At 58.3% G+C, this 23,979-nt stretch carries 17 protein-coding genes and 1 pseudogene; 5 read left to right on the top strand and 13 right to left on the bottom strand.

Going from position 1 to position 23,979, the window contains the following annotated elements; genetic code table 11:
* Window positions 1–75 precede the first annotated feature (75 nt).
* Genes ACK4SV_RS13055 through ACK4SV_RS13070 form a run of 4 tightly spaced genes read left to right on the top strand, consistent with a single transcriptional unit; the run spans window position 76 to window position 7,290 of the window.
* The gene (locus ACK4SV_RS13055; protein ID WP_409918276.1) at window positions 76–1,560 is read left to right on the top strand and encodes an ATP-binding protein; all 1,485 of its coding nucleotides are present in this window, start codon (window positions 76–78) and stop codon (window positions 1,558–1,560) included.
* Window positions 1,557–4,322: a Z1 domain-containing protein gene (locus tag ACK4SV_RS13060; RefSeq protein ID WP_409918277.1), complete on the top strand. Its 2,766-nt coding sequence runs from the start codon at window positions 1,557–1,559 to the stop codon at window positions 4,320–4,322. The genes ACK4SV_RS13055 and ACK4SV_RS13060 overlap by 4 nt, the downstream gene beginning before the upstream one ends.
* Window positions 4,319–5,272 carry a PD-(D/E)XK motif protein gene (locus ACK4SV_RS13065; protein ID WP_409918278.1) on the top strand — a complete coding sequence of 318 codons (954 nt, stop codon included), beginning with the start codon at window positions 4,319–4,321 and terminating at the stop codon, window positions 5,270–5,272. Before ACK4SV_RS13060 ends, ACK4SV_RS13065 begins: the two co-directional genes overlap by 4 nt.
* A complete protein-coding gene (locus ACK4SV_RS13070) occupies window positions 5,269–7,290 on the top strand; it encodes an AIPR family protein (protein ID WP_409918279.1) in 2,022 nt (673 codons plus the stop codon). Before ACK4SV_RS13065 ends, ACK4SV_RS13070 begins: the two co-directional genes overlap by 4 nt.
* Before the next feature lie 58 nt (window positions 7,291–7,348).
* Here the strand turns inward: ACK4SV_RS13070 and ACK4SV_RS13075 are convergent, their stop codons facing one another.
* A complete protein-coding gene (locus ACK4SV_RS13075) occupies window positions 7,349–8,128 on the bottom strand; it encodes a MarR family winged helix-turn-helix transcriptional regulator (RefSeq protein ID WP_409918280.1) in 780 nt (259 codons plus the stop codon).
* 120 nt (window positions 8,129–8,248) lie between these two features.
* Between ACK4SV_RS13075 and ACK4SV_RS13080 the strand changes: the two are divergent.
* A pseudogene (locus ACK4SV_RS13080) lies at window positions 8,249–8,401 on the top strand (ATP-binding protein); the annotation flags it as partial.
* 194 nt (window positions 8,402–8,595) lie between these two features.
* On the opposite strand, the gene ACK4SV_RS13085 reads toward ACK4SV_RS13080, so the two are convergent.
* The 12 genes from ACK4SV_RS13085 to ACK4SV_RS13140 form a co-directional block, all read right to left on the bottom strand.
* Entirely contained in the window at window positions 8,596–10,197 is a 1,602-nt protein-coding gene (locus tag ACK4SV_RS13085; RefSeq protein WP_409918281.1) for a class I adenylate-forming enzyme family protein, read from the bottom strand.
* Between the two features lie 21 nt (window positions 10,198–10,218).
* Window positions 10,219–11,004 (bottom strand): enoyl-CoA hydratase/isomerase family protein, encoded by a 786-nt coding sequence (locus ACK4SV_RS13090; protein WP_409918282.1) that lies wholly within the window; start codon window positions 11,002–11,004, stop codon window positions 10,219–10,221.
* A gap of 257 nt (window positions 11,005–11,261) precedes the next feature.
* Window positions 11,262–12,938: a M14 family metallopeptidase gene (locus ACK4SV_RS13095; RefSeq protein WP_409918283.1), complete on the bottom strand. Its 1,677-nt coding sequence runs from the start codon at window positions 12,936–12,938 to the stop codon at window positions 11,262–11,264.
* Window positions 12,931–14,541: a class I adenylate-forming enzyme family protein gene (locus ACK4SV_RS13100; protein ID WP_409918284.1), complete on the bottom strand. Its 1,611-nt coding sequence runs from the start codon at window positions 14,539–14,541 to the stop codon at window positions 12,931–12,933. The genes ACK4SV_RS13095 and ACK4SV_RS13100 overlap by 8 nt, the downstream gene beginning before the upstream one ends.
* Entirely contained in the window at window positions 14,538–15,038 is a 501-nt protein-coding gene (locus ACK4SV_RS13105; protein WP_409918285.1) for a MaoC family dehydratase, read from the bottom strand. The genes ACK4SV_RS13100 and ACK4SV_RS13105 overlap by 4 nt, the downstream gene beginning before the upstream one ends.
* A complete protein-coding gene (locus ACK4SV_RS13110) occupies window positions 15,035–17,029 on the bottom strand; it encodes a prolyl oligopeptidase family serine peptidase (RefSeq protein WP_409918286.1) in 1,995 nt (664 codons plus the stop codon). The genes ACK4SV_RS13105 and ACK4SV_RS13110 overlap by 4 nt, the downstream gene beginning before the upstream one ends.
* A 103-nt stretch (window positions 17,030–17,132) precedes the next feature.
* Window positions 17,133–18,524, bottom strand: a complete 1,392-nt coding sequence (locus tag ACK4SV_RS13115; RefSeq protein WP_409918287.1) for an MFS transporter — start codon at window positions 18,522–18,524, stop codon at window positions 17,133–17,135.
* Between the two features lie 95 nt (window positions 18,525–18,619).
* Window positions 18,620–20,851, bottom strand: a complete 2,232-nt coding sequence (locus ACK4SV_RS13120; protein ID WP_409918288.1) for a TonB-dependent receptor — start codon at window positions 20,849–20,851, stop codon at window positions 18,620–18,622.
* A 379-nt stretch (window positions 20,852–21,230) separates the two neighbouring features.
* Entirely contained in the window at window positions 21,231–21,815 is a 585-nt protein-coding gene (locus ACK4SV_RS13125) for a TetR/AcrR family transcriptional regulator (RefSeq protein ID WP_409918289.1), read from the bottom strand.
* A 199-nt stretch (window positions 21,816–22,014) separates the two neighbouring features.
* Window positions 22,015–22,941 (bottom strand): SDR family oxidoreductase, encoded by a 927-nt coding sequence (locus ACK4SV_RS13130; RefSeq protein WP_409918290.1) that lies wholly within the window; start codon window positions 22,939–22,941, stop codon window positions 22,015–22,017.
* A 153-nt stretch (window positions 22,942–23,094) separates the two neighbouring features.
* The gene (locus ACK4SV_RS13135) at window positions 23,095–23,520 is read right to left on the bottom strand and encodes a MaoC family dehydratase (RefSeq protein WP_409918291.1); all 426 of its coding nucleotides are present in this window, start codon (window positions 23,518–23,520) and stop codon (window positions 23,095–23,097) included.
* 7 nt (window positions 23,521–23,527) lie between these two features.
* Window positions 23,528–23,977, bottom strand: a complete 450-nt coding sequence (locus ACK4SV_RS13140) for a MaoC family dehydratase N-terminal domain-containing protein (RefSeq protein WP_409918292.1) — start codon at window positions 23,975–23,977, stop codon at window positions 23,528–23,530.
* Window positions 23,978–23,979: the final 2 nt, after the last annotated feature.

Consider the following 23,979-nt stretch of genomic DNA (forward strand, 5'->3'; position numbering starts at 1 on the left):
TGGCGTGGTGCCCTGAAACTGCTCTGCTCATCAGAGGTTGAAACAGTCGATTCGCTGCCCGCGAGGAATACCAGAGTGAAGACTGCCATCGTCAGGCCAAGAGCCTCGGCCCTCGCGGAGTCGCTGAGGGATATCGGCTATTCCTTCGAGACTGCCGTGTCCGATATCATTGACAACAGCATCGCAGCCGATGCCACCGCGATCGACATCTGGTGCCTCGGGGACGGCGACCCCCTGCAGCTTGCCATCATCGACAACGGGACGGGCATGGGCGAGACGCGGCTGATCGATGCCATGCGGCCGGGCTCGGCAGATCCGAGGGATCAACGATCTGAATCCGACCTTGGCCGTTTCGGTCTCGGAATGAAGACCGCCTCGTTCTCGCAGGCCAGACGACTGACGGTGGCGTCGAGGCAGCGGGACGGAGAGATTTCGGCGGCCTGCTGGGATCTCGACAGGGTCTCGGAAGAAAACGAATGGGTCCTCGAACTCCCCGAGGGAGAAGGCCTTGCCCGGACTCCCTGGCTAGACCGTTTGCCCGGAACGGGCACGCTGGTGCTCTGGGAAAAGCTCGACCGGTTCGCCGAGTCTCTGGACGGGGAGGGACGGGCAGATCTCGTCAATGCAAAGCTGGCGGCGCTCTCGAGACATCTCTCGCTGGTGTTCCACCGGTTCCTGTCAGGCGGTGGCCGCCGCAAGCGCAAATTGGCCATGAGGATCAACAACCGCCCCATTACGGCCTTCGACCCCTTCTTCCTCGACCACCCGGCGACACAGACAACACCGATGGAAAGAGTGAGGATCGGGAAATCCGACATAGAGATCCAGGCGCACATCCTGCCCCACCATTCGAAGCTTTCTCCGGAAACGCGGGACTTCTACCAGAGCCGAGGTGATTTCCTGTCGAACCAGGGCGCGTATGTCTACCGGAACGACAGGCTCATGGCCTGGGGCAACTGGTTCGGCATGAAAGCCAAGGGCGAGGCAACCAAGCTGGCGCGTGTTCGCATAGACTTCACCTCGGAGCTGGATGATCAGTGGACGATCGACATCAAGAAGTCGCGCGCTCACCCGCCCCCGGAAGTTCGCAGGCGATTCCGCCAGATCATCGACAGGATCACGGACCGGAGCGTCAAGGTCTACACAGGACGTGCAACGCGCGCCCTGGCTGATGACAAGCTTCCCCTCTGGAGGCGTATCCCGACACATGGTGGCATGGCATATGTTCCTGACCGAAAACACCCCCTCGTGGAGAGCCTGCACAAGCGCCTCGATGCCGACGGTCAGAGGCATCTGGAATGCCTGCTTGAAGGCATGAGCTCGGCGTTGCCGGTCGACGCCATCTATGTCGACCTTGCAACTGCCCCGGGAGGTCATGTCGCGGCTGCCGAGACCATGACGGAAGACGAATGCCGCGCTCGCCTTCTCGAGCTCAGGCACCTCGTTGATCCGGGTGGCAAGATGGGGGCGGCGATTTTCCGGAAAGTGGCGCTCTCTACCGGCCTTTTCTCGAACTGCGAGAGCCTTGCGGAAAGCATCATTACGGAAATCTGCTCATGAATGATCCTGCTTACAAGCTCCTGCTTTCCACCCTTGTTCGTCAGTTTGCGTCCAGCGAGCAGTCGCCCTCGATCGACGAGATCAGGGGCCTCGCTCTGCAGCTGGCGCCTCTTCTCAAATACGGAGGACCCATAGAACCGCTGGTAACCGAAGCACGCGAGAACATTTCACACCGTTTGGGCGTAGGCGTCTCTCTCGTGCTGAAGGAAGCAGGCCATGATTCCGACTGGGTTCGAAAGCGGGACATAAATTGGGTCTACTCGGACAATTACGAGAAGTACCTGATGGAGGACGGGCTGCCCGGCAGGGTAGTAGAGACCCTCATGCAGGTGTCTCTCAAGGTCGCCAGCCATCTTCAGGACCCGCTCAAGGAAGGGCGGTGGGATCGGAGAGGTCTCGTGATCGGGCATGTCCAGTCGGGAAAGACGGCCAATTATCTCGGGCTCGTTGCTCGGGCTGCGGATGCAGGCTACCGGTTCATCGTGATCGTGGCCGGCATTCATAACAACCTTCGCATGCAGACACAGGAGCGTGTGGACGCCGGGTTTGTCGGACGGGTCAGTTCGGCGATCGTCCGCGAACGCCTGACGCAGCTCGGGCGAACCTCGAACATCGGCGTCGGGACATATTCCGGCCATCCCTACCCTGTGACGCTCACGACGACGGACAGCGATTTCAGGAAGGCAATCGCGAACACGACCGGCTCGGCGCTCAAGGACTGGAGCAAACCCGTCGTCATCGTGATCAAGAAGAACGTGTCGACGCTCAAGGCGCTCAATGGTTGGCTCAAGGATTTCAACCGGGAAGTGGGGCAGACGCAGATCGCGGATGTTCCCATGCTCTTCATCGACGACGAGGCCGACAATGCATCGGTCAACACCAACAAGCCCGAACTGTCCCCGACAAGCACCAACAAGCTGATTCGCGAAACTCTCTCGCTGTTTCACAAGAGCTCCTACGTCGGTTACACGGCTACTCCCTTTGCCAACATATTCATCAACCCCGACGCTTACGACCAGGACACGCTTAAGGACCTTTTTCCGAGGCATTTCATCCACTGTCTCGATGCGCCCACGAACTATTTCGGAGCCGACCGGCTATTTCTCGACGAGGACCGCGGCAGGCGCCATCTGCGGCACATCCGCGACTGCGAGGATGTGATCCCGCTCAAACATTCGAAGGACCACGGCATCGACGAGCTACCCGCCTCGTTGCGCAAGGCCATCCGCGTCTTCTTCCTTGTCCGGGCGATCAGGAATCTCAGGGGACAGACCGGCAAGCATGCTTCGATGCTGATAAATGTTTCCAGATTCACCGACGTCCAGAAAGATGTACGCCGGCTGGTCGAGACCTATCGCACGACCCTCGCCGAAGCGATCGAGGCGAACGGGGCTCTTTCGGAGACCGACGCGCTGCGCAACGCTCATTTGCGTGACCTGCATGCGACCTGGCAGGAAGAGTTCTCCGAAAGTGATGAACGTTGGCCGGAGGTGCAGTCGCAGTTGCATGACGCAGCGAGCTCCATTCGAGCGGTTGTTGTGAACAGCAAGTCGGACGAAGGCCTGAACTATGGCGAGTACGCCGAACGCGGAGAAGCCCTGAACGTGATCGCCATCGGCGGTCTGAGCCTGTCTCGCGGGCTCACGCTCGAAGGACTTGCAGTCAGCTACATGTATCGCAACACGCGCATGTACGACACGCTGCTTCAGATGGGGCGCTGGTTCGGGTATCGTCCCGGATACGAGGACCTCTGCCGCGTCTGGCTCAGTGACGAGTCGATCGGCTGGTATTCACACATTGCCGAATCCACTGACGAACTTCGCGACACGATTAAGGAAATGAACAGGGTGGGTGCGTCTCCGGAAAAGTTCGGCCTCATGGTCCAGTCGCACCCCGATGCGTTGCTGGTGACTGCGGCCAACAAGATGCGCGACGCTCAGGAGCTTCCGCTTTCCATCAGCTATGACGGTAAGCTGATGGAGACGTACATCGTCCCCGATGCCGTTGCCACGACCGAGCAGAACATCGAACTCTACAAGGCGCTCTGGGATAGCCTGAATTCCGAGCATGCCTCAAGGAGGATAGGTTCCGCTGATGCGTCGAAACCGTATTGCCGGGTGTGGCGGGGTGTGCCCCTCGAGATCCTCTCGAACTTTCTCGCATCCTTTGCCTCCCATCCGGATCGAAGGCCTGCTATCGCCAGTGCGATCGGTTATCTTCGCAAGACGGCTGCAGATTTTCCGACAGGCGACATCGCCTTCATGTCTCTCAAGGGCCAGACAGCCTCGCCACTTTTGCTTGGTGATTTCCGCATGGAGGTACAGCGGCGTCAGGCAGGCTTCGACAAGGACGGCAACCAGATCCGGAAGCCGGTTGCGGCTGGTGGCTACTTCGTGACGAGCAAGCATCGCGTGGCTGGAAGGGGCGACGAAAGCGTGGGCCTCACGCCCGAACAGGTCGAACGGGCGCACAGGGTTGCAGCCGAGGACGCTAAACCGGTTTCCGACCGCCATTACCGGCATGTCGACGTCCGCGGGAGGCCTCTGCTCATGCTGCACCTGCTTGAGATTACCGATCCTCGAGACGAGCGGCAGGTGTTGCTGCAGGGAGCTCCCGCCATTGGCATCAGCTTTCCTCATACCGGCCATTACAGGACCGTCGAGTATGTGGTGAACAAGGTCATGCTGGATCAGATGAGGGCCGATCTTGAAGATGGTCCGGATGAAGGCGATGACTTTGATCGGGAGGACATGCCGTCATGATGGATCGCTGGGACGGGATCCGCCGGCCTGACTCGGGGCAATCCTGGGTACTGCGGTCTGCAACCGACAGGACACCCTGTCACTTCGGACTTTCGCACGAAGGCGCCGCGGGTTTCCTGGTACAGGCCAGCGAAGACTGTTCCGATCTGCTGAGAGCTGCGCCTGAACTCGCAAGTCTCGATATCGATTTCTTGTCCTTTCCGGAGACCGGGGTCATGGGCCTCGTCGTCTGGCTGCGTCAAGAGCGCGACCGTGCGCTTTTTGGTGTCCTCTGCGAGGACCTGGCCGGCGTCGCCCAGACCTGCGACAGCGAACGACAGGCTTTCCGGTCTGTCATCAGCCGTCTTGTCCGCTGGCAAAAGTTCCTCTCCAGCGGCAGGGCAGGCATCCTGTCGCCAGAGGAGATGAGGGGCCTGATGGCAGAGCTGGCGGTCCTGCGCCACCTTGCCGACCTCGGCTGGGCGCAAGGCGCGCTGCTCGCCAGCTGGGACGGGCCATCCGGTGCACCGCAGGATTTCCGTTTCGAGAAACTGTGTCTCGAGGTGAAGTCGGTCTCCGGCGGCAGCGGCGGAACGGTACGCATCTCGTCGGAATATCAGCTCCAGGACCTGTCTCGGGATGTCTGCCTCGGCGTGGTGCGGATGAGTGAGGGGGGGGAGGGGGACGCTGCCCTCTCGCTTAACGAGATGGTGTCGGTGACTGCCGCCGGGCTTGAAGCGCGATATCTCGCCGTTTTCGAGCAGAAGCTTGCCGCTGCAGGCTATCTCGATCTCGATCTCTACGGCCAGCCGAGATTCAGCCTGAATCCTCCGGAATTCTTCCTGGTTTCCGAAGGGTTTCCCGGTCTCCATGTGGGCAATGTCCCTCATGGCGTTTCCTCACTGAGATACGAGCTGGACATGCGCGTTCTCGAACCCTTCAGGATCGATATCCTGCCGGAGCCAGCATGAGCAGTCCCGAGACAGACCTTGAGGAAACCTTCCGTGAACTGAGGCAGGAGATTCTCGGAGCGGCCGCCGACAATCGCGATTTCATGCTCAACGAATTTCTCCATGCCTTTGGCCGGGAGCTCGAGGAAGCAGGAGAGATAGATTCGCTCACCCCCGCCTACCACGAGGCACGGGGTGTGCGGATTGATGCCTTCGCCCAGAACGGAGACGAGGGGATAGACCTTTTCGTGGCGGACTTCTCGGATCGCACCGAACTGGAAACGATTACGCGTACCGAGGTCATGACCGTGATCAGCCGCCTGACATCCTTCTACAAGAAGGCAGTCCAGGAAGATCTCTATCGGGGTATGGAAGAGGCATCCGATCTTTATTCCCTCGCGAGGACACTGGCAGAGCGGTCGGGCGAACTCGGCAGGGTGAGATTCTATCTGCTCTCGGAACGAAAGCTGAGCGACCAGTTCAGGAATTTCGACATCGCGGCAGAGAGCGGCGGCCGGCCGATCACCCTTCACATCTGGGACATCTCGCGTCTGCACCGCCTGCGATCGTCGAGGAGCAACAAGGAGCCGATCGAGATCGACTTCCTCGAGATCTCCGACCGCACCGTGCCGTGTCTGCCGGCGCATGTCGGAGGGGACGCCTACAGTGCCTACCTTCTGGCGATGCCCGGCAACGTTCTCGCCGATCTCTACAAGCGTTTCGGTGCGCGTCTGATGGAGCAGAACGTGCGCGCATTCCTGCAGGCAACAAATGCGTCCAACCGCGGTATCCGGGACACGATCCTGAAGGAACCGGAGATGTTCTTTGCGTACAACAACGGGGTCACGGCAACGGCCGCCAGCATCGAGATCGAGCAACTTGACGGCATACCGCACATCCGCAGGATCAGCGATCTTCAGATCGTGAATGGCGGGCAGACGACCGCGTCACTTTTTCATTCCAGGCGCAAGGACAAGGCGGACCTGAGCAGGATCTTCGTACAGATGAAGCTGTCCATCATCGAACCGTCGCGTGTAGAGGAGACCGTTCCTAGGATATCGCAGTATGCCAACACTCAGAGCCGGATCAATGCCGCCGATTTCTTCTCGAACCATCCCTTTCATGTCCGGGTGGAGGCGTTTTCCCGGCGTATCTGGGCGCCGGCCCACGGAGGTGAGCAGCTGGAGACGCACTGGTTCTACGAGCGGACAAGGGGGCAGTACCGCGAGCAGCAGGCGCAGAAATCGGCGGCCGAGAAGCGTCAGTTCCTGAGGCAGTTCCCCCGGGATCAGCTCATCCGGAAAACCGATCTTGCCAAGTACGAGAACTGCTGGGGCGAGCATCCCCGGTACGTGAACCTCGGTGCGGAGAAGAACTTCGCGCAGTTTGCCCGCAGGATCGGGGGCGAATGGAAGGATGACCCGGATCGTTTCGACGAGGCCTGGTATCGGCGTATGGTGGTCCGCACGATCCTGTTCCGCCGTCTCGAGAAGATCGTTTCGGCGCAGTCCTGGTACAATGGCGGTTACCGGGCAAACATTGTCGCCTACACCATTGCCATGCTCTCGCGTGCACTCGCTCGCAATGGTCAGTCACTCGATCACGAGGCGATCTGGAAGCAGCAGGCGCTGGATTCACCACTGGAGAAGCTCCTTGCCGGGATCGCTTCCATCGCCAATGAGGAACTCGGCGGTTCAGGCAGGGGCGTGTCGAATGTCACGGAATGGGCCAAGAAGGAGGAGTGCTGGGAACACATGAAGCGACGGGACCGCGATGTGGATCTACTCTTTCAGGACACGCAACTCGCAGGAGTGCCGAAAGGGAAATCCGATGGTGCGGGCGAGCTTGAGGATGAGGCCGCGAATTGGCGCGAAATCAAGGCTTGCGCTGATGAACTCGGTCTGCTCTCGCCGAAGTCGGACGCTGCTCTGGCAAAGCTGATTGGTGGAACCGGAAAGCTTACCGCGTCCGAATCGAATGCGCTGTCCTATCTCATGCAACGCCTTGGAGAGGCCGAGCGGTCTGCAATTCCGCAATGAACTGAAGGAAGGGGATCCTGCAGGATCGGGAGAATCCAAGAGACGAAATCCTTCCTGCTCAGTCTGGATCGCCTTCGAGATATCGGCGCTTTTCGGTCTCGAACTCGGCTTTGGTGATCAGATCTGCCTCAAATGCGATCCGTGCCCGCTGCAGCCGGTTCAAGGAAGTGGTGTTGTCCGCCGACTGCCTCTCCGCGTTGCCATTCCGAGCAGAGGCCGAAGGAGCGGTTTCTGTTACAACTGTGTACGGATCATCTCGCCGGAGCAGCCTGGCCTGTATTCCTGCGAGCGATTTCATCTCGACCTCGCTGAGGAGACCAAAGAATTCCCGGTTTGCCTGCGATATGATGGGGGACATGCGCGCAAGCGTCTCGCGTCCCCGATCGGTCAGGGAGACAACCTTGGCTCGCGCATCGTCTTTTGACTGTTTCTGCAGGATAAGTCCGTTTGACGAAAGGCGCCTGATGACATCCGACAATGTCGAGCGGTCCATCCCGATGGTGTCCGTAAGTTCTCGCTGGGTCGCTGACTTCAGCTTCGAAAGCGCGCTGAGGAGGACGAACTGGCGAAGCGTGATGTCAGTTCCGCCGATTCTGGCCTCCACGAATGCGGAATGCGCCTGGAACAGGCGATGCGAAAAACCGGCAAGAGCGTCGATGAGCGCCGTTGTCGATGCTGGGTCGCGGACAGGATCACCCTGTTTTTGGTCAACGGAGTTCATCATCGCGATGTCCTCGAGTATGTCTTTGAGTTCGTCATCGCCAAGCTTGGGGCCTGTCTGATCGATCGGCGCAGCAACGGATCCGGTCAGACCATTTTGTTTTCGTGAGTCAATCAAGGTGACACATCCCGGTTTGCAAGGTGCAGATTACTCCGGTTTGCGCCATCAATCTGGACATTGCGTAAATTTCGAGCTCCAATCTTGCAGATTGGGAAGTTCCCTATCTCGTGAAAAGTGGCCAGCGTGTTCGGTGATGCGAAAATGGCGACTGCGCTGCTTGATCGCCTCATTCATCACTGCCACATCCTCGAGACCGGCAATGACAGTTTCCGGTTCAAGAATAGCTCGGCGCAGAAGCCCAAATCGAAAACGGCGAAGGCATCACCTTGACCCGAGAATCAACCCCAAAAGATAGTCAAAAGGCGGGTCACTTCTCGATAGAAACCCCGGGTCAGCTCACAACAGAAATCAACACGCTCTCACTGATCTGAACCGTCAGGCTCGGGAGAGATCGTGTAGCGATGGTAATCGTCTTTTTGGTCCCTCATCCAGAAAGGGGTGCATAAACTTGGGGCAGGTAGTAGTTACGAGAGCGGTTGACTTTCCGCATCCCAGACACTGTCACTCAAGGTCTTGAGATCGGCCAGAGCCACTTTGCCAAGATCCGTCCTTGGAAGCTCGCTGACATATTCATAGTAGCGTGGCACCATGAACCCAGCCATTCTGGCTCTCGCCCAACGATGCAATGCAGCTGCGTCCGGAACACAGCCAGAGTGAGCAACCAATACTGCCTTGATGTCATCTTCTCCGAGGTTTGAAGGCACACCGACGACAACGCATTCTGCAACACCCTCGGCCTCAATCAGAAGAGCCTCAAGCTCAGCAACGGAAACGTTTTCACCACGTCTCCGGATGTATGCGCTTTTTCGTCCGCGGAAATGAAGATATCCTTCTGCATCGAGGACCCCCAGATCACCGGTCCCTAGCCAGTCAGTGTACGCAATACTTTCAAGGCCCTTTTCCGTCAGCCGTCCAAGCAGTCGGACACCGGGAACGCGTGCCCGGTAGTATATTTCTCCGTGCACGCCTGGCGGCGGTTTTCTTCCGGCCTCATCCCTCGTTTCAACTTCGAAATCCGGCGCCGGCAAGCCACTCGTACCGTGCCGCCAGGGCGTGGGCCCGGGTAGCGTGATCGGGTCAGCTTCGGTCATTCCGTAGTTTTCTCCAAGGAGCATTCCAAAGCGGGCCTCGAACGGGGCATGCAGATCTTTCGGAATGCCCGCAAAAATACCCACGCGAAGCGTTGAGCGAGAATCGCCGGGACGCTCCGGCAGGGACCAGATGAAGTGCAAAATGGCTGCAAAACCGCAAAGGACGCTTGCTCCCGTCGATTCAACTTCATTCCAGAATGCGGACCTGGAGAAAGTTGGCTGGAGCGCTACTGTCCCGCCGCAAAGGATCGCTGTAGCTGTCATGTGGAGCTGGCCGGCGAGATGGAAGAGCGGCAGCCAGTTATGAAACACGTCGGCTTCTGTCAGGCCGTAGCCATCAACAATCCTGCCGGCACCCCGGCAGTACTGGTTTTGCGCGACGACAATAATCTTTGACCGCCCGGTCGTGCCGGAGGTGAACATGAATGTGGCTGGTGAAAGCGGAGAGGGTGCAGGACCGAGTTCATTGTCCGGCTCGATATCGAAGAACGAATCAGCCAGGCGATTCTGATCGACCTTATGGTCAATCGTCACAACGACCATGTCGGAGGTTGCGGAGGCGCTCACGCCATCGTCAAGAGCCCCCTGATCAGTGATCAGGATGCGGGCGCCGCACATGCCGAGCCAGTTCCTGAGAAGGTCGCCTTTGTGCCCCCGGTTGAGGGGACAATAGGGGAGGCCCGCATAAAGCGCTCCAAGAAAGACCCACATGGTCTCGATGCGGTTGGGCAGGTAGCTCGCTATTACGGGCCGGTCCGCCGGCGGACTGTCATCGTGCATTCTGGCCAGCCTTGTCAGGCGGCCGGCGCTGGCCCTGACCTCGATAAGCGCGTCAGCATACGACCAGGAGCGGCCGTCAAAAATAATGAACGTCTTGTCAGGATCGCGCCGGGCCCGGGCGTCCAGCATCTCTCTCAGTGTTCCGTCGGAACGTCCGAGCAGGGTGTGTACACTGTCACAAATGCTGACCGACATGATGTCTTCTCGACTGAATCTCTAACGGGCCTGCCGAAATCTCTTTTTCCGCTTTTCCGTGAATGCGCGCGGGCCCTCCATGAAGTCCGGTGTATCGAATGATGCAACCATATAGCGATCATTGATGACCCATGCGTCGTCTTCGTGACGCCCGAGTGTTTCAGCAATCAGCGATTTGGTAATGGACATGGATGACGCCGAGTTACCTGCGATGGTTTCCGCAGTTTTCAGACACATCTCCATCAACTTACCTTTAGGCAGGACACGGTTCACCAGGCCAACACGATGTGCTTCGTCTGCAGAAATCATCATGCCTGTCATCAGCATTTCGCGAGCGAGCGGCAGAGGAACCCATCGGGGAAGACGAAAACACCCGCCCGCGTCCGCGATAGGTCCGAGCGTAACCTCGTTGCAGCCAAATTGCGCGTGTTCTGATGCGTACGCAAAATCACATGAAAGCATGAGTTCGAGGCCTCCGGCGATTGCGACACCGTTTACGGCGGCGATCAGTGGTTTGCTGAAGTGCCGCCGTCCGATCCCGGCCCAGCCCGTATCTTTGAAGATCACCTTCGGGATGAGATCTGGTCCTTCGCTTGCGAGCTGGCGCAAATCGAGGCCGCTGCTGAAAGCTATGTCGCCCGCTCCGGTCAGAATGACTGCATTTATCAGCGAATCTGTCTCGAGACTGTCAAAGATATCCCTGATTGCCCCTGCCGTCTCAGCATCGACGCAGTTGCGGACCTCCGGCCGATTTATCGTAACAATAGCGGTACGCCCGGTTTTCTCCAGAAGTGCGGTCTTCGACATCATTAGCTCCTAACAAAGTGGCTTAGCGGATCGAGCGGGGTGCGAGGGACTACCAAAAAACTCAAAGTCTGGCGTGAAGTGACGCTGCGCATTTGCAGCGAGGCGATTGCCTCAGATCTCTCAAACAACCGGCCCGGCATGCCGGTTCTGCATTCTACTTTCTGATTCCCGCGCGAACCGCGCGCGATCTGCTCAGAGCACGGATGAAAAATTGACATGTATTAATTCTACCATTAATTAATTACCTGGGCAAAGCTTCATTCACTAAGCTGGAAAACCGTTTCGGCATGCCCGGCGCGGTCGCCGGATACGGTCAGTCGAAGCCGGGTGCCTGGCGGGCCTGTCACGTGCCATTGCGCTGCTGTTTTGTGAGTGTCGCTGTCACTCCCGTAGGTCGGGGTCATGGGGTTGCCCAGACGACCCGAAAGTTGCCCGAGACTGACGCGAGCTTCATTGACAATGCTGGCAGCCCCGCTCACGGGCGAAATTATCGCAGTCACGTCACTGACGACATTGTTTTCCAGTGCGCGTTCGCTGACATTGGTTGGCAGGAACCCCGCATTCTGGATCGTTGCCCGCACTCGCCAGAGGTCCGCGCCCAGCCTTGTCGTCTCTACACGGATAATCTCCAGATTGGGCATTATCTGGGCAAGCCAGACTATCCATTCAAAGCAAGTCTCTGCCTCTTTCAGCCGGTGCCCTACCGGCGGATTGTACAGAACATTCAGCCGGTCCCAGCCCCCGATCTCGACTTTGCCCAATTGCGGATGCTCAAAAACCTGCCATTCGGCAAAGCCCTGACCATTCAGAACACGGTCATTCCAGGCGAGCAGGGTCTTTTCGTCCTCAATCCCATGGTCAAAAATCCAGCCAAGATAATCCTGGATATGACTGATGCCGGCTGAGCGGTGAGGCGCCCAGTACTCAATGGTCTGCCAGAGCATACCACGTGCCTCATAGGCCCAGTCGGACGCGCCATGAACTCCGCGGTCGCGCTCATACTGAAAGTGTCCGAAAACCGGCATCCACGGATACCCCGTCAGCGCCTCGCCCGTCTCACCGATAAGTCTGAAAAGCTGCTCGTCCGAAGCCGGAATTGAATCCAACGGTTTGGCGGTTGGCGGCCCAAGCAGCACTCCGCTGAACGTATGGCCTGACAGTACACAGCATATATTGTTCTGCTTTATCAGAAAATCACACATGGCCCGTACCTCCGGCTCACTCGCGGGCGCGGCCCCCGCGCCCCGCTGCGCGCTCTCCGGCAGCCAGTTGCCGGGAAAGTTGCGGTTCAGGTCGGCAGTCCCGGTCACTTCCGGGTGGACCGTAAAGCCATCGTATTCCTCAACCAGGCCCTCTTCATACAGATGATAGAAAACCCCGTTTGCTTCTGCAGGTCCTCGCCGTCTCATCAGGCGCGCATCGCTTGCGTCCGTCGTCCAGGCCCCTGCAGGATCCTTGACGCGCATAAGCAGAACTCTGCCATCGTTCGTCAGATCCTGCGGGCGCAGGCCTGGCCCGCGCGTCTCTGGCATCCGGTCCATGACGCCAGCAAGGACCGATGCTTCCGCGCCATCGGGATTAAGGCGCGGACAGAAATACAGGCTGCGCTGGCGAAGAAGCTCTGCGATTCTTTTCTCGGACCGGCGCTCAAGCAATAAAGTCAGAGTTCGCACGCAGGCTATGGTCGAGAACAGTTCCGGGGCATGTATGCCACCATCAAGCCACAGGCCCGGCTTCACACCGTGCCCACCTGTTGCCCTGTCAGTTACAATGCAAACCGGAATACTGCGATGTTCCCGGCTCGCTCCAATGTGGACAAGCTCGACGAAGTCGGGAGCCGCGTCAGCGATTGCCACAAGGTGAGCGATGAGCTCATCATGCGTCCAGAACCGTTCATATTCGAGCGGTGAGAGGAAGTGCTCTTTTTCAGGCAAGGTCGAGTTCCCCGGCGCGCTTTGCCAATCCGGAACGGTCTACCTTTCCGATCGGCAACATCGGAAACTGTGAGCAGATGACAAACCGTTTTGGCACTTTGTAGTTGGCCAGCCGCTCCCGGCAGAAATCCTTGAGTTCTTCGGGGGTGAGCTCCGTTCCCGGAGCAGGCTGGACAAAAGCGACGCCGACTTCCTGAAACAGCGGATGTGGTGCGGACACCACAACCGCCATCTGAACAACCGGGTGCTCCTCAATGGTGGCTTCGATTTCTCGCGGATACACATTGTACCCGCCGGATTTGAACATCTCCTTGATGCGTGAGACAAAGACGATATTGCCGTCTTCGCGGAGCCGCCCGAGGTCGCCTGTCTTCATCCAGCCGTCTTCAGTGAATGCCTCTTTACTGGCTTGCTCATTCTGCCAGTAGCCAAGCATGCAGTAATCGCCGCGGACCTGGAATTCACCCTCCTCTCCGGCCGTGCAAGGCCGGCCAGTTGCATGCAGGAGTCGCAACTCGAACTCGGGAAGCGGTTTTCCGACGGTACTGCAAAGGATCTCCTCTGATGCCCCTTCTTCAGTGAACGTGACGTTTGTCGTGGCCTCTGTCAGTCCCCAGAGAGTCGCCATCCGCACCCCGAGGCCTGAGAGAGTCTTCACATAATCAGCGGGCAGGGCCGCCCCGCCCCACAGGATGAATTCCAGATTGCGGAAATCCTCAGGTGTGAAGTCGGGCTCGCCCATAATCATCTGGATCATGGTCGGCACGCCCATGAGCATGTTTGCTTCACCCTTTCGGATGAGACTCAGCGCCGCAGCAGAGTCGAAACGGGACTGGAAACGCGCAGTTCCGCCAGCCACCAGAACGTTTCCGCACGTGTCGGCAGTACCGCCAACATGATTGATCGGAAAGAAACAGATGAGTTTCAGATCGCTGACATCGAAACGCCGGACCTGAGCCATGCAGGTATAGCAAAGTCCGAAATGGCTCAGCATGGCCCCCTTCGGCTTGCCAGTTGAGCCTGAAGTGTAGACGATCAGGGCCGGGTCCATCGCCCTGACCTCAGCGTGGGCGCTTTCTCTACTGGCGTCGGATAACTCCTGGCCCCGTTTCAGAAATACGTCGACCGGTAGTGCCCCGACCATGTCTCCGTCGAGTGCGACGATTTCACGTAGGCATTCATGCTCACGACGGAGATACCCTAAGTCATCTGCATAGTCCCTGCCTTCGAACCGTGAAATCGAGAGGATGTGAGATGGCTCAGCGTTGCCGATGACATAGCTGAGTTCAGCGCGGGTGTAGCGTGGATTCAACCCGACCCAGATCGCTCCGATGCCGCAGCTTGCAAGAAACCAGATCCAGAAATCCGGCGACGGCCCTGCCATGAGAGCAACCCGGTCCCCTCGCTGGACACCTGATGCCAGGAGCGCTGCCTCGCAGGCGCGGACCCGCAATGCAAACTCACGGTATGTGACTGTCTCACGCTCACTCACGAGGGCGGGTTTATCCGGCGTCGCAGCGGCATGACGCTCAACGAAATCCGTAAAGCGAACAGGCAAGGCTGCGTCGGCACCGCCCTGGGTGTTATCTTTTGCGCTGCTCAATTGCCGGCCTCCTCGTCCAGGACAAAAAGAAGAAGCCAATTGCCGGTCAAAGCAGGCACGCGCTGATCCCGCACTTCGACACGCGCGTCCACCTCCAGCATTGCGGACGTGTCGCTTCGCATCTCGTACGACGTAGGTACCAACCGGCAGCGATAGGACGCACCAACCAGAAGCGGCCGGACAAACCTTAATCTGTCAAAGCCGTAATTCAGGCCGTAGGCGGCCGGAAACAAGGATGTGGCAGTTCTCGCCAGTCCGGTTTCATGAGCGGCCTTTACGAGCATCGAGGCAGCCCAGAACCCCTGTGCCACCGTGTTCGGATAGGGTGTATGGGACCGTGTCCAGTCCGGATCGACATGCATCGGATCGGGGTCTTCCGTAGAGCTGGCAAACTCATTTATGGCGCGCTGCCCAACGGTTCGCCAGGCCGAGAGATGGACAGTGCCGATCAGGTCTTTGCGAACTGCTTCCATAGAAGCTTGAACGGGCGCACTCATTCAATGTCCTCCGATGTCGGACTGTTATCCATGCCCAATTGCGTCATGACGAAGCCAAGCCAGTCGGTCACCCGCTCAGGATCCTGCATTGTGCCCATATGCCCCCCACTTCTGAGCAGCAGAAAGTACTGGTCATTCGGTCCGGTATTCTGATGCTGTATGCGCGCAACGAACTTTCGCGCATGCCAGGGCAGGCATCGCATGTCGTTTTCAGCTGCCGTGACCAGCATGGCCGGATAGGCTGCGGGCGCCAGCTGGTGGTATGGGGAGTATCCCCGCAGCCATATCTCAGCTTCAGGATTACCAGGGTCACCAAGATCCAGCGCGCAGACAGCCGTATACGGATCGCGCGTATAGTTCAGCATGTCGTACAGCGGGACCATGGAGCAGACGGCGGCCCAGAGATCTGGCCTGCGGGCAACTGCCGCTCCGGTCAGCAAGCCGCCCCCTGAGGCTCCGATCGCGGCCAGAATGTCCGACTTCGTGTCGCCGCGCTCAACAAGGTCCTCTGCGACGCAGATGAAGTCATCAATTGTATTGGACTTCGTCGACATCCGGCCCCCATGCCACTGGTCGAGCCCGTATTCAGCGCCGCCGCGCAGGTGGCAAAAAGCGACCGCGCCTCCGGCTTCGATGAATGCGCTCAAGGCGCCAAGGTAGCCGGGGATGAACGACACGTTGAAGCCGCCATATCCATACATGATGGTCGGCGCGACGCTCCCCGGCACGGCATCTGCCTTCCGGATGAATCGGTAGGGAATCTGCCAGCCATCTTTACCGGGCGCATGGCGCAATTGAATCTTATATTCCCGGTGATCAAAGCGCGCCGGTTCAATACACTCCAGACGCCGGCCCGCGATGTCATAGGTGTAAATTGCCGGCGACTGAACCAGGGTTGAGAATACGAACGCAAAGCAGCCGTTCCCGGGCGCTATGTTCTCTCCGCCATACCCGATCAGCTGGTAGTGGCTGAGAAGGCCGAGTTGCTTGACAACGCCGTCCCCCGGCAAGTCCACCTCATGATCAAAACTGCCATCGAGGCCGAAAATCAGCAGACGGGCCGCCGCATCCTTGAATGCGGTTACAACCAGATAGTCACCGCACAGCTCGATTGAGCGCAATACGAGATCGCTTTCCCCGCGCAGTTCACTCCATGTAGCCATATCAGAAGCGCTATCGACAGGGATAGAGACCAGGCGCCCGCGATGGCCCCCTGCCGTGGAAATCGCGATATATCGATCGCCCACAAAGTGACCGAAACACTGCCCGGGCACATCGACAAGGAATGGCTCCCAGTTCCCGTCGGGCAGGCGTCGTATAAAGTCGGGGCGGGGGAAAATCTCGCTGGTCATCGCCGCCAGCCAGCGCCCGTCGGCTGACACCTGCGGCTTCAGCGAATACTGCTCGCGGGTCTGGACCTGTTCTTTCAGTGGCTGCGCATCCTGCACCAGGTCAAATCGGAAGATATGCTTTCGTATGTTCTCAAAATCAGAGCCTTCACCAGCGGAGAAAAAGAAGCAGGCGGAATCCGGACTCCAGGCGACGGTGGTATTGGAGGCATTGCGAATGTGGTGGGGCAATATCGCCCCGCTTTTGAGGTCCATGATCCGCAATACGGTCTGTTCGTCGCCGCCTGTGGAGACTCCAAACACCAGTTTGCTGCCGTCCGGTGACGGGAAAAAACAGTCGAGAGATGCTGTTTCGCTTTCCTGCGCGAAATCAGTGGCTCGCAAGACCGTCCGCCCGCAACCGGACCGCGGCGTATCACTGATCTCCAGGGTGCCGCCGCAGGCCATCGAATAAATGAGCCAGCCCTTTCCGAGAGGCTGCGGAGCAAATTTTGCGGCTTCGGCAACATAGGGGCCAATCAGTTCCCGGAGTTGCTGCCTGAAAGGCGTGTCGAGGCGCAGTCTTGCGGCCTGTGACTGGGCGTCCTCCCATGAGGAAGTCTCTGCGGTGTTTTCTTCGAGCCACGCGAAACGGTCATCCATCTCCGGGCTGATCGAACACTCCCCCCCTGGTCCGGGAAGCTTCGAGATGGCGTCCAGCAGGCGACGCGCTGCGCTCTCGGCGTTCTGAGTTGCGCTGCTCTTCCTAACCATTGATCCGCGCGCCCTTGCCTTCATCGTTCGACAGGCGAACATCCCTGCGTTCCAGCCAGCGCCGCAAGATCTGATGCTTTCGCGCCGTCAGCGGATATCTGAGCATAATCAGGACGGCGCCTGTCAGAAGAATGGCGGGCACGATTGCGATGGTAACCTTAAGTCCGAGAAGTGCGTCAGCCGTTTGCTGGGAAGCAGCAACATTGAACCCGGCAAGTCCGATGACGATGAGGGCGAGCGACGAGCCAATCGCGCGAATGGCCTTCAGTACCAGTGTCTGGAAGGCATTGTACTGACCAGCCCGGTTACCGCCTGATCGGAAAATATCGTAGTCTACGATATCGGCAAGCATTGCGATCGGGGCGATGAGGCAAATGCTGTAAAACAGAGTGTAGGCGATATCCAGGAACAGGTAGGGCCAGAAGGATTGCTCACCGGACGGGAGCAGGAGAAAGAGGGGACTCAATGCGATGAGGCCAAGCATGCCGATAACCCAGGCCGTCCGCTTGCCAACTCGTACCATCACTTTCAGCCAGAGCGGCATCGTCAGGATCGAGACAATCAGCGATGGCACATAAACGGCAGAGATCATTTCCCCGATGCCAAGATAACTGTCCAGATAAAGGAAGAAGAGCCCTTGGGCGACGCCCACCGCGAAGTGACACAGGGTAAACGCGGCCAGAAAGAACCAGAAGGGCTTGTTCAAGCGCAACGCGCTCAGGATGTTGCCGACCGGCTCTGGCCGGGTCTGTGGCCGATCATCGCCGCGCGGGACGATCCAGAGCGTAATGACCATTGTCAGCGGAACCATCACCAGAAGGAACCAGCCGATGAAGTCCATGACCTGAAGGCTCATGGCAGTCGATTCGAAGATCGGAAGGAGCGGCACAAGAACAACGAGCAGAGCCCCGCAGTAGGCCGCTATAGTTCGATAGGTTACGATCTTTGAGCGCTCGTCGTAATTGCGTGTAAGCTCCGAAATCCACGCGGAATGAGGAATTTCGATCATTGTCCATGTCAGGAACATGAGTGTGTAGACAATGAAAAAGTAGACGATATCGACCCCTTCCGGGGGGGCGAAGAGGAAACGGATCCCAATCGCCGTGAGGAGCGCACCGACCATCATGTATGGCTTGCGGCTGCCCCAGCGCGTGCGGGTGCGGTCCGATGCCAGCCCGATTGCAGGATCGGTGATCGCATCCAGCATCCGCGCGATCAGCATCGCCGTTCCGATGGCCGCAAGGTCAAGCCCGCGCTCCTTGGCGTAGAGCACAGGCAGGATTCCAACGATCGGACCGTTCATGATGTAGAATGTAAAGCTAGGCAGGGCGAATGCCGCGCCGACCTTCAGACTCACGCGTGAACTGCTGTCGGATACGGCCATCGAATCCCTGTCCCATTAGTCCCAGTCCAAGTGACCGATCAGCAGGCCGGAGAGGGAGAGATGTATGCTCCGGCCTGCTGTCGGTCTGATGCCGCTCAGTAGGAAGCGCTCAGGCGTATGCCGTAGGTGCGTGGCTGAATCACCCGCGAGAACTCCTCAATAGGTCCGCTGAGCCCGAGTCCCGCATCGTAGGTGTTGATCACCGCATACTTATCAGTGAGGTTGCGCGCGAACATGCTGAGCCTGTATCGGTCGGTTTCTATGCCAAGCTCCAGGTCCGCAACGCCGTATCCGTCATAATCGAAACGCGGATCACCACCCGTCCCGAGACCCGAAAAGTAATCGCCCACATAGCGGTAGCTGAAGGAACTGAACCCATCGATCGTCTCGGTCAGGGGGCGCGTATAGTTGGCGCTGAAACCATACGTCACCTCCGGCACGCTGGGGAAGCCAGTGCCGGACAGGTCGATGGTTCCGGCGGCTGCACCGGAGACGGGGTCGGCGGCCTGGAAGTCATCAAATTCGGTGTCCGTAAATGCAATGTTTCCCGACAGACTCAGTGCATTGCTGACACGCCAGCTCACCTCAAGCTCTGCACCCTGAGAGATGCCGTCTCCTGCATTCGCGATTACAGTAGCCGGAAGCCCCGTCGTCGGGCTCGTAATCAGGGTGGGCAACTGCATATCCTGTATTCTGATATGGTAAAGCGCAGCAGCATAGGTGAGCGCGCCATTGCCGAGCGTGCCTTTTGAGCCGACTTCATAATTCCAGGTTGTTTCCGGCTCGAGCGGCGTGTAGGGGCTGCCCGTTCCGGTAAATCGGTCGAATCCGCCTGTTTTGAAGCCCTTCGACACGTTGACATAGGTCATGATGTTTTCAGTCCAGTGTGACGTGACCTGCAGGCTGGGCAGAAACGTGCTGAAGTTGACCGAGTTCTCATCCTGCGCCTCCGCAAGCACGAAGTCACCGAAGGAGGGCACGATGATGATGCCTGCGCGTGATCCGTCCACCGTCTCGTCCGACCAGCGAAGTCCGCCCGTTACTTCAAGAAAACCGTCATAGCCTGTCCATGTTCCTTGCCCGAACAGCGCAAATCCCTCTTTCTTCAGGCTGGAGGCAAGGTCGATGATGAGGTCAAATCCGCCGAGGGCCGGAACGGTAGGATCCAGCAGCTGAGATGCGAGCAGGCTTTCATCCTCTTCCCTGAAAAAGTAGGTCCCGACCAGCCAGTTGAACTTACCGCCCTCAGAAGCACCGGCGAGCCGGAACTCCTGCGACAGGACATTCTGGTCCAGCCTGAGGCCCTGCCGGTTGTTGCCGAACAAGCCGCCATCCAGGTCGAAATCGGTATCGACAAGAGACTCGCGATAGCCGCTGATGGACGTCAGCGTAACATTGTCAGTCAGGTCCGCATTCACTGTCAGAGCGAGTCCGGACACGTCCTCCTTGTAATCTCCGCCGCCTTCAAAGACGTTGAAGCTGTTGGCAGGCTGGTCCCCCCGTACGCCGGATCCCGCATCGATGCCCTCTTTTGAGGTCGCGTCAGCCGTAACGGTGACGTCAATGCGATCTGAAAGTCTCACATTGAACGCCAGGCGCCCCGCCAGCACGTCCATTTTGTCAAACGGGTCTCCGGTCGCCGGATCTTCATAAAATCCTTCGGTTGTGGAAGACATCACAGAGGCGCGCACCGAGGCCCTTTCTCCCAGCGGTCCGGAAACCGATCCGATACCTTTGAAAGATGTCAGTGTGTCGACCTCAGCGGAAACGCGGGCCTCAAATGTGTCCGATGGCGCCCGCGTGACAATATTCAGGGCGCCTCCCTGGGTATTCCGTCCAAAGAGGGAACCCTGCGGGCCGCGCAGGAGCTCGACCCGCTCGACGTCGAGAAATCCTGCATCAAAACTTGCGCTGGGCTGATAGACTCCATCGATAAAGACGCCCACGGACGGCTCGGTTGTCGGATTGGCGCCGATCCCCCTCATGACGAGGAATGTCTGGTTTTTCTGCGGCGAGCGCGTGTTGTTCTGAGAGAAATAGATCGATGGAGCGCGCCCATAGAGCCCTTCAACATCTACGATCCCCAAAGCTTCGAGTTCTGCGCCGCTCAATGCGGTTATCGCAACAGGAACATCGAGGATATCTTCATCTCGCTTTCGCGCAGTGACGATAATCGTGTCCTGACGCACTTCAGTTTCGTCGGTTGCGGGACGGCCTGTTTCGGCAGCGTCCTGGGCGACAGCGGGCGCCGTCGCAAACCCTGTTGCAAGAGCAAGAATGGACGCGGCTCGTACTAAGCCGCGAGCGTATGGGGATAAGTTTGACATGGCGTTTCCTCCGCAGCGATTTCAGGCGTCAGGATCTCAGCACCCCGCCGAGTCCCAATTTAATTAACTGAACGATAAATTACTTCATGTGCCGAAACAAGGAGCCGTTTGGCCGTTCTGCCAACTTTCTGTTGTCGATATGGCTTTCCTGTCACAGGGCATGGCGAGCCAACCAGCCGGGCCCGGAGGGCCTGCCATACTGAACGCAGATGAAGTGCTCCGGTGATTGGAGGACATATCTGTGCCGTATCGTGCGAGTGTCCGGTCTTGTGTCGCCACAAGGGGGGGCACCCAATGCCCGGCGCGCCTGCATCGGGGGAAGGCGGAGCCAGGTCGGTTTTGGTCCTGTCACGGATATCGTCGCAGCGACCTTGGCGTCTCAGTCCTGCTGACCTGAATAATTTACGATGCGGAGGCTGATGATCCCGAGCATATCACCGAGTTGCTCTATGGAAGCTTCGCCTTTCGGGCTCATCCAGTAGATGGCATGTTCGCACTGCGCGATGATGCTGAACGCTGAGACGGTAACGGACTCGGGCGCAAAGCAGCCTTTCTCAATACCGGCCAGAATGATCCGGCGAAGATTGTCGAGGTGCCTGTTTTCGAGATCTGCGAGCTGCGCGCGCCGTTCGGAGGACAGCAGTCGTTTACGCTCCCGCAGGTTATAAACCAGCGCGGCATATGTTCGCTGAATCCCGTGGCGCTCCGAGAACTGGAACATCAGATGGCGACGGACAAAGTCCTGCAAAGCCAGCGCAGGATCCTGAGGGATCAGGTCCATAGCAGGTGTGCACTCTGTCAGCAGGTCCGTGATGGCTTCCAGCAGCCCCTTGAACAGAATGTCCTGTTTGTTTTCGTAGTGATAGTAGATGGCAGCGCTGGTCAGCCCGGCGCGTTCGGCGATAGCCTTCAGACTCGTGGTTTCGAAGCCTGTCTCACCAAACAGGGACATCGCGGATTCCATGATGGCCTTCTGGACAGGTGGGGCTGATGGATCTGTTTTCTTGCGCGCCATAGGTTGATCGTCGCACAAAAAATTCCGAGTTCCCAGACATTGATCCAGAATTGCTCATACGGGGGAGCGTCTGGCTCGCATTATCGAGGTGTGGTGCGGGGTACGCCGGCCCCAAGCAACCCGAATGCGTTTGCGACTTATCATCTACTTATTGCGGAGCGACGCCGATCTTGACTCCGATGTTTTCGCCGACGGCTTGCAGTGTTGAGCTTATGTCGGAGGGGGTTTGCGCAGAATCGAAATTCTGAACTTCGTCCCAGCGGGCCGAAAGTTCTTCGGCGCTGAATCCCTCGTCAGAATCGAACCGCGCGCCGTTCGACTGCTGCCAGCGTATGCGGGCAATCCATCCGCCCCCAACCTCAAACAGCTGGCCTGTCTCTGTATGGTTCTCGCTGCACAGCAGAAGCACAAGCGGACTGACATATTCCGGTTTCAGGCCCTCAAGTACTTCCGGGGGCATAACTGTGCTGGTCAGCCGCGAAGCCGCCACGGGCGCAATCGTGTTGACCAGTATTCCCTTTGCACGTCCCTCATGGGCAAGTGTCTGTGCCAGACCATGCAATCCCAGTTTGGCCGCGGCGTAATTCGCTTGTCCGAAATTGCCATATATGCCGGCGCCGGAGGCGGTCATGACGACACGGCCGAAGCCTTGATCGCGCATGTAGGGCCATGCAGCCCGCGTAACCGCAAAAGACCCGTAGAGGTGAACCTTGAGAACGAGATCCCAGTCTGCCTCAGTCATCTTGTGGAAGCTTCCGTCACGCAGGAAACCGGCATTGTTCACAACAGCATCGACCCTCCCGAAAGCGTCAAGCGCTGTTTGCACGACCTTGTCGCCTTCCAGCACCGAGTCGCTGTTTGCGACAGCTGTTCCCCCCATGGCCTGAATCTCAGAGACCACCTTCTGTGCGACGATCTGATCGGCACCGGCCCCGGTTCCTGTGCCGCCAAGATCATTGACGACAACTTTCGCGCCGCGTTTCGCGAATTCCATCGCGTAACATTTTCCGAGTCCGTTGCCGCCCCCGGTGACCACCACAACGCGGTCAGTAAAATCAATCTGGTTATCTGACATTCCGTTCCCTTTCAGACTTTCTGTCCGGCGCAGTGAGTCTGGCGCGCTCTGTTCGCCAGGAACGCGTGTGTCCGTTCGAAAATGCCCTCAGTGAGGTCACGCAGCGCCATATGCCTCGGCTATCCTGCCGGGCTCCAGCCAGCAGACCGCAACTCATGCCGCTGCCGGCAGGGCGAAGACTGCCTCACCGGAGAGCTTGATTTCACCTAGTTGATTCCGGGCCCTTATCCCTAGTCGGACACAGGGTTCACCGTGATATGCAAGCAACTCTTCGACCTCGCCCTCACAGGTGATTTCATCGCCCAGATGGGTAATCGCGCCGAAGCGTACGGCAAAACGCCTGAGAGCATCTTGCGGGGCGAAGTTTGTCAGCAGCTGACCGAGATACGCCATAACAAGCATACCATGCGCGAACACGTCATCCATGCCAGCGTTCCTGGCAAAATCGATATCGATATGAACCGGATTGTGATCGTTGGATGCGCCTGCGAACAAGGCGAGTGTTGTTCTGTCAATCGGGGGCTTCGCAAGCGGAGGCAGTGTATCTCCCACTTTCAGACTGCGCAGGCGCATGGTCATTTCCTTCTCATTGCTTTCCATGACGGACAACCGCTGTCTCTGTCATACGTACGACCGTCTCGCCGCGCTGATTTGTTCCGGTTGTTTCCGTTATGATGAACTCCAGTGCGCCGCCCTGTTTCTGATAGACGTCGACGATGCGGTCCTGCAGTGTAATGACATCGCCTGCCAGGATCGGCCCGGAGTAATCGAAGCTCTGTTCTCCGTGGAGCAGGCGGGCAAGCGGAATACCCAGATCGGTAAAGCGACTGAGCGGATCCGGGCGCGCCATACTGAGAGTGAACGCAAATGTCGGCGGGGCAGGGAGGCTTTCACAACCGGCCGCCTGTGCAGCGTTTTCGTCAGTGTAAACCGGATTCCTCTCGCCCGTTGCTTTGGCGAAGAAGCGAAGCTGACCTGCTTCGACTTCAACTCTTATCGCCTCCGAGATCTGTCCGATTTTTTCACGATCAATCATTC

Origin of the sequence: Hyphomonas sp., from assembly GCF_046313735.1 — a bacterium.
Taxonomy (GTDB): domain Bacteria; phylum Pseudomonadota; class Alphaproteobacteria; order Caulobacterales; family Hyphomonadaceae; genus Hyphomonas.

What these genes read in the sequence shown, in the direction of transcription:
- ACK4SV_RS13115 (WP_409918287.1), bottom strand. Translation starts at nt 18,524, where the DNA reads ATGGCCGTATCCGACAGCAGTTCACGCGTGAGTCTGAAGGTCGGCGCG.
- ACK4SV_RS13105 (WP_409918285.1), bottom strand. Translation starts at nt 15,038, where the DNA reads ATGAGTGCGCCCGTTCAAGCTTCTATGGAAGCAGTTCGCAAAGACCTG.
- ACK4SV_RS13140 (WP_409918292.1), bottom strand. Translation starts at nt 23,977, where the DNA reads ATGATTGATCGTGAAAAAATCGGACAGATCTCGGAGGCGATAAGAGTT.
- ACK4SV_RS13085 (WP_409918281.1), bottom strand. Translation starts at nt 10,197, where the DNA reads ATGTCGGTCAGCATTTGTGACAGTGTACACACCCTGCTCGGACGTTCC.
- ACK4SV_RS13120 (WP_409918288.1), bottom strand. Translation starts at nt 20,851, where the DNA reads ATGTCAAACTTATCCCCATACGCTCGCGGCTTAGTACGAGCCGCGTCC.
- ACK4SV_RS13130 (WP_409918290.1), bottom strand. Translation starts at nt 22,941, where the DNA reads ATGTCAGATAACCAGATTGATTTTACTGACCGCGTTGTGGTGGTCACC.
- ACK4SV_RS13125 (WP_409918289.1), bottom strand. Translation starts at nt 21,815, where the DNA reads ATGGAATCCGCGATGTCCCTGTTTGGTGAGACAGGCTTCGAAACCACG.
- ACK4SV_RS13090 (WP_409918282.1), bottom strand. Translation starts at nt 11,004, where the DNA reads ATGTCGAAGACCGCACTTCTGGAGAAAACCGGGCGTACCGCTATTGTT.
- ACK4SV_RS13110 (WP_409918286.1), bottom strand. Translation starts at nt 17,029, where the DNA reads ATGGATGACCGTTTCGCGTGGCTCGAAGAAAACACCGCAGAGACTTCC.
- ACK4SV_RS13060 (WP_409918277.1), top strand. Translation starts at nt 1,557, where the DNA reads ATGAATGATCCTGCTTACAAGCTCCTGCTTTCCACCCTTGTTCGTCAG.
- ACK4SV_RS13135 (WP_409918291.1), bottom strand. Translation starts at nt 23,520, where the DNA reads ATGACCATGCGCCTGCGCAGTCTGAAAGTGGGAGATACACTGCCTCCG.
- ACK4SV_RS13065 (WP_409918278.1), top strand. Translation starts at nt 4,319, where the DNA reads ATGATGGATCGCTGGGACGGGATCCGCCGGCCTGACTCGGGGCAATCC.
- ACK4SV_RS13070 (WP_409918279.1), top strand. Translation starts at nt 5,269, where the DNA reads ATGAGCAGTCCCGAGACAGACCTTGAGGAAACCTTCCGTGAACTGAGG.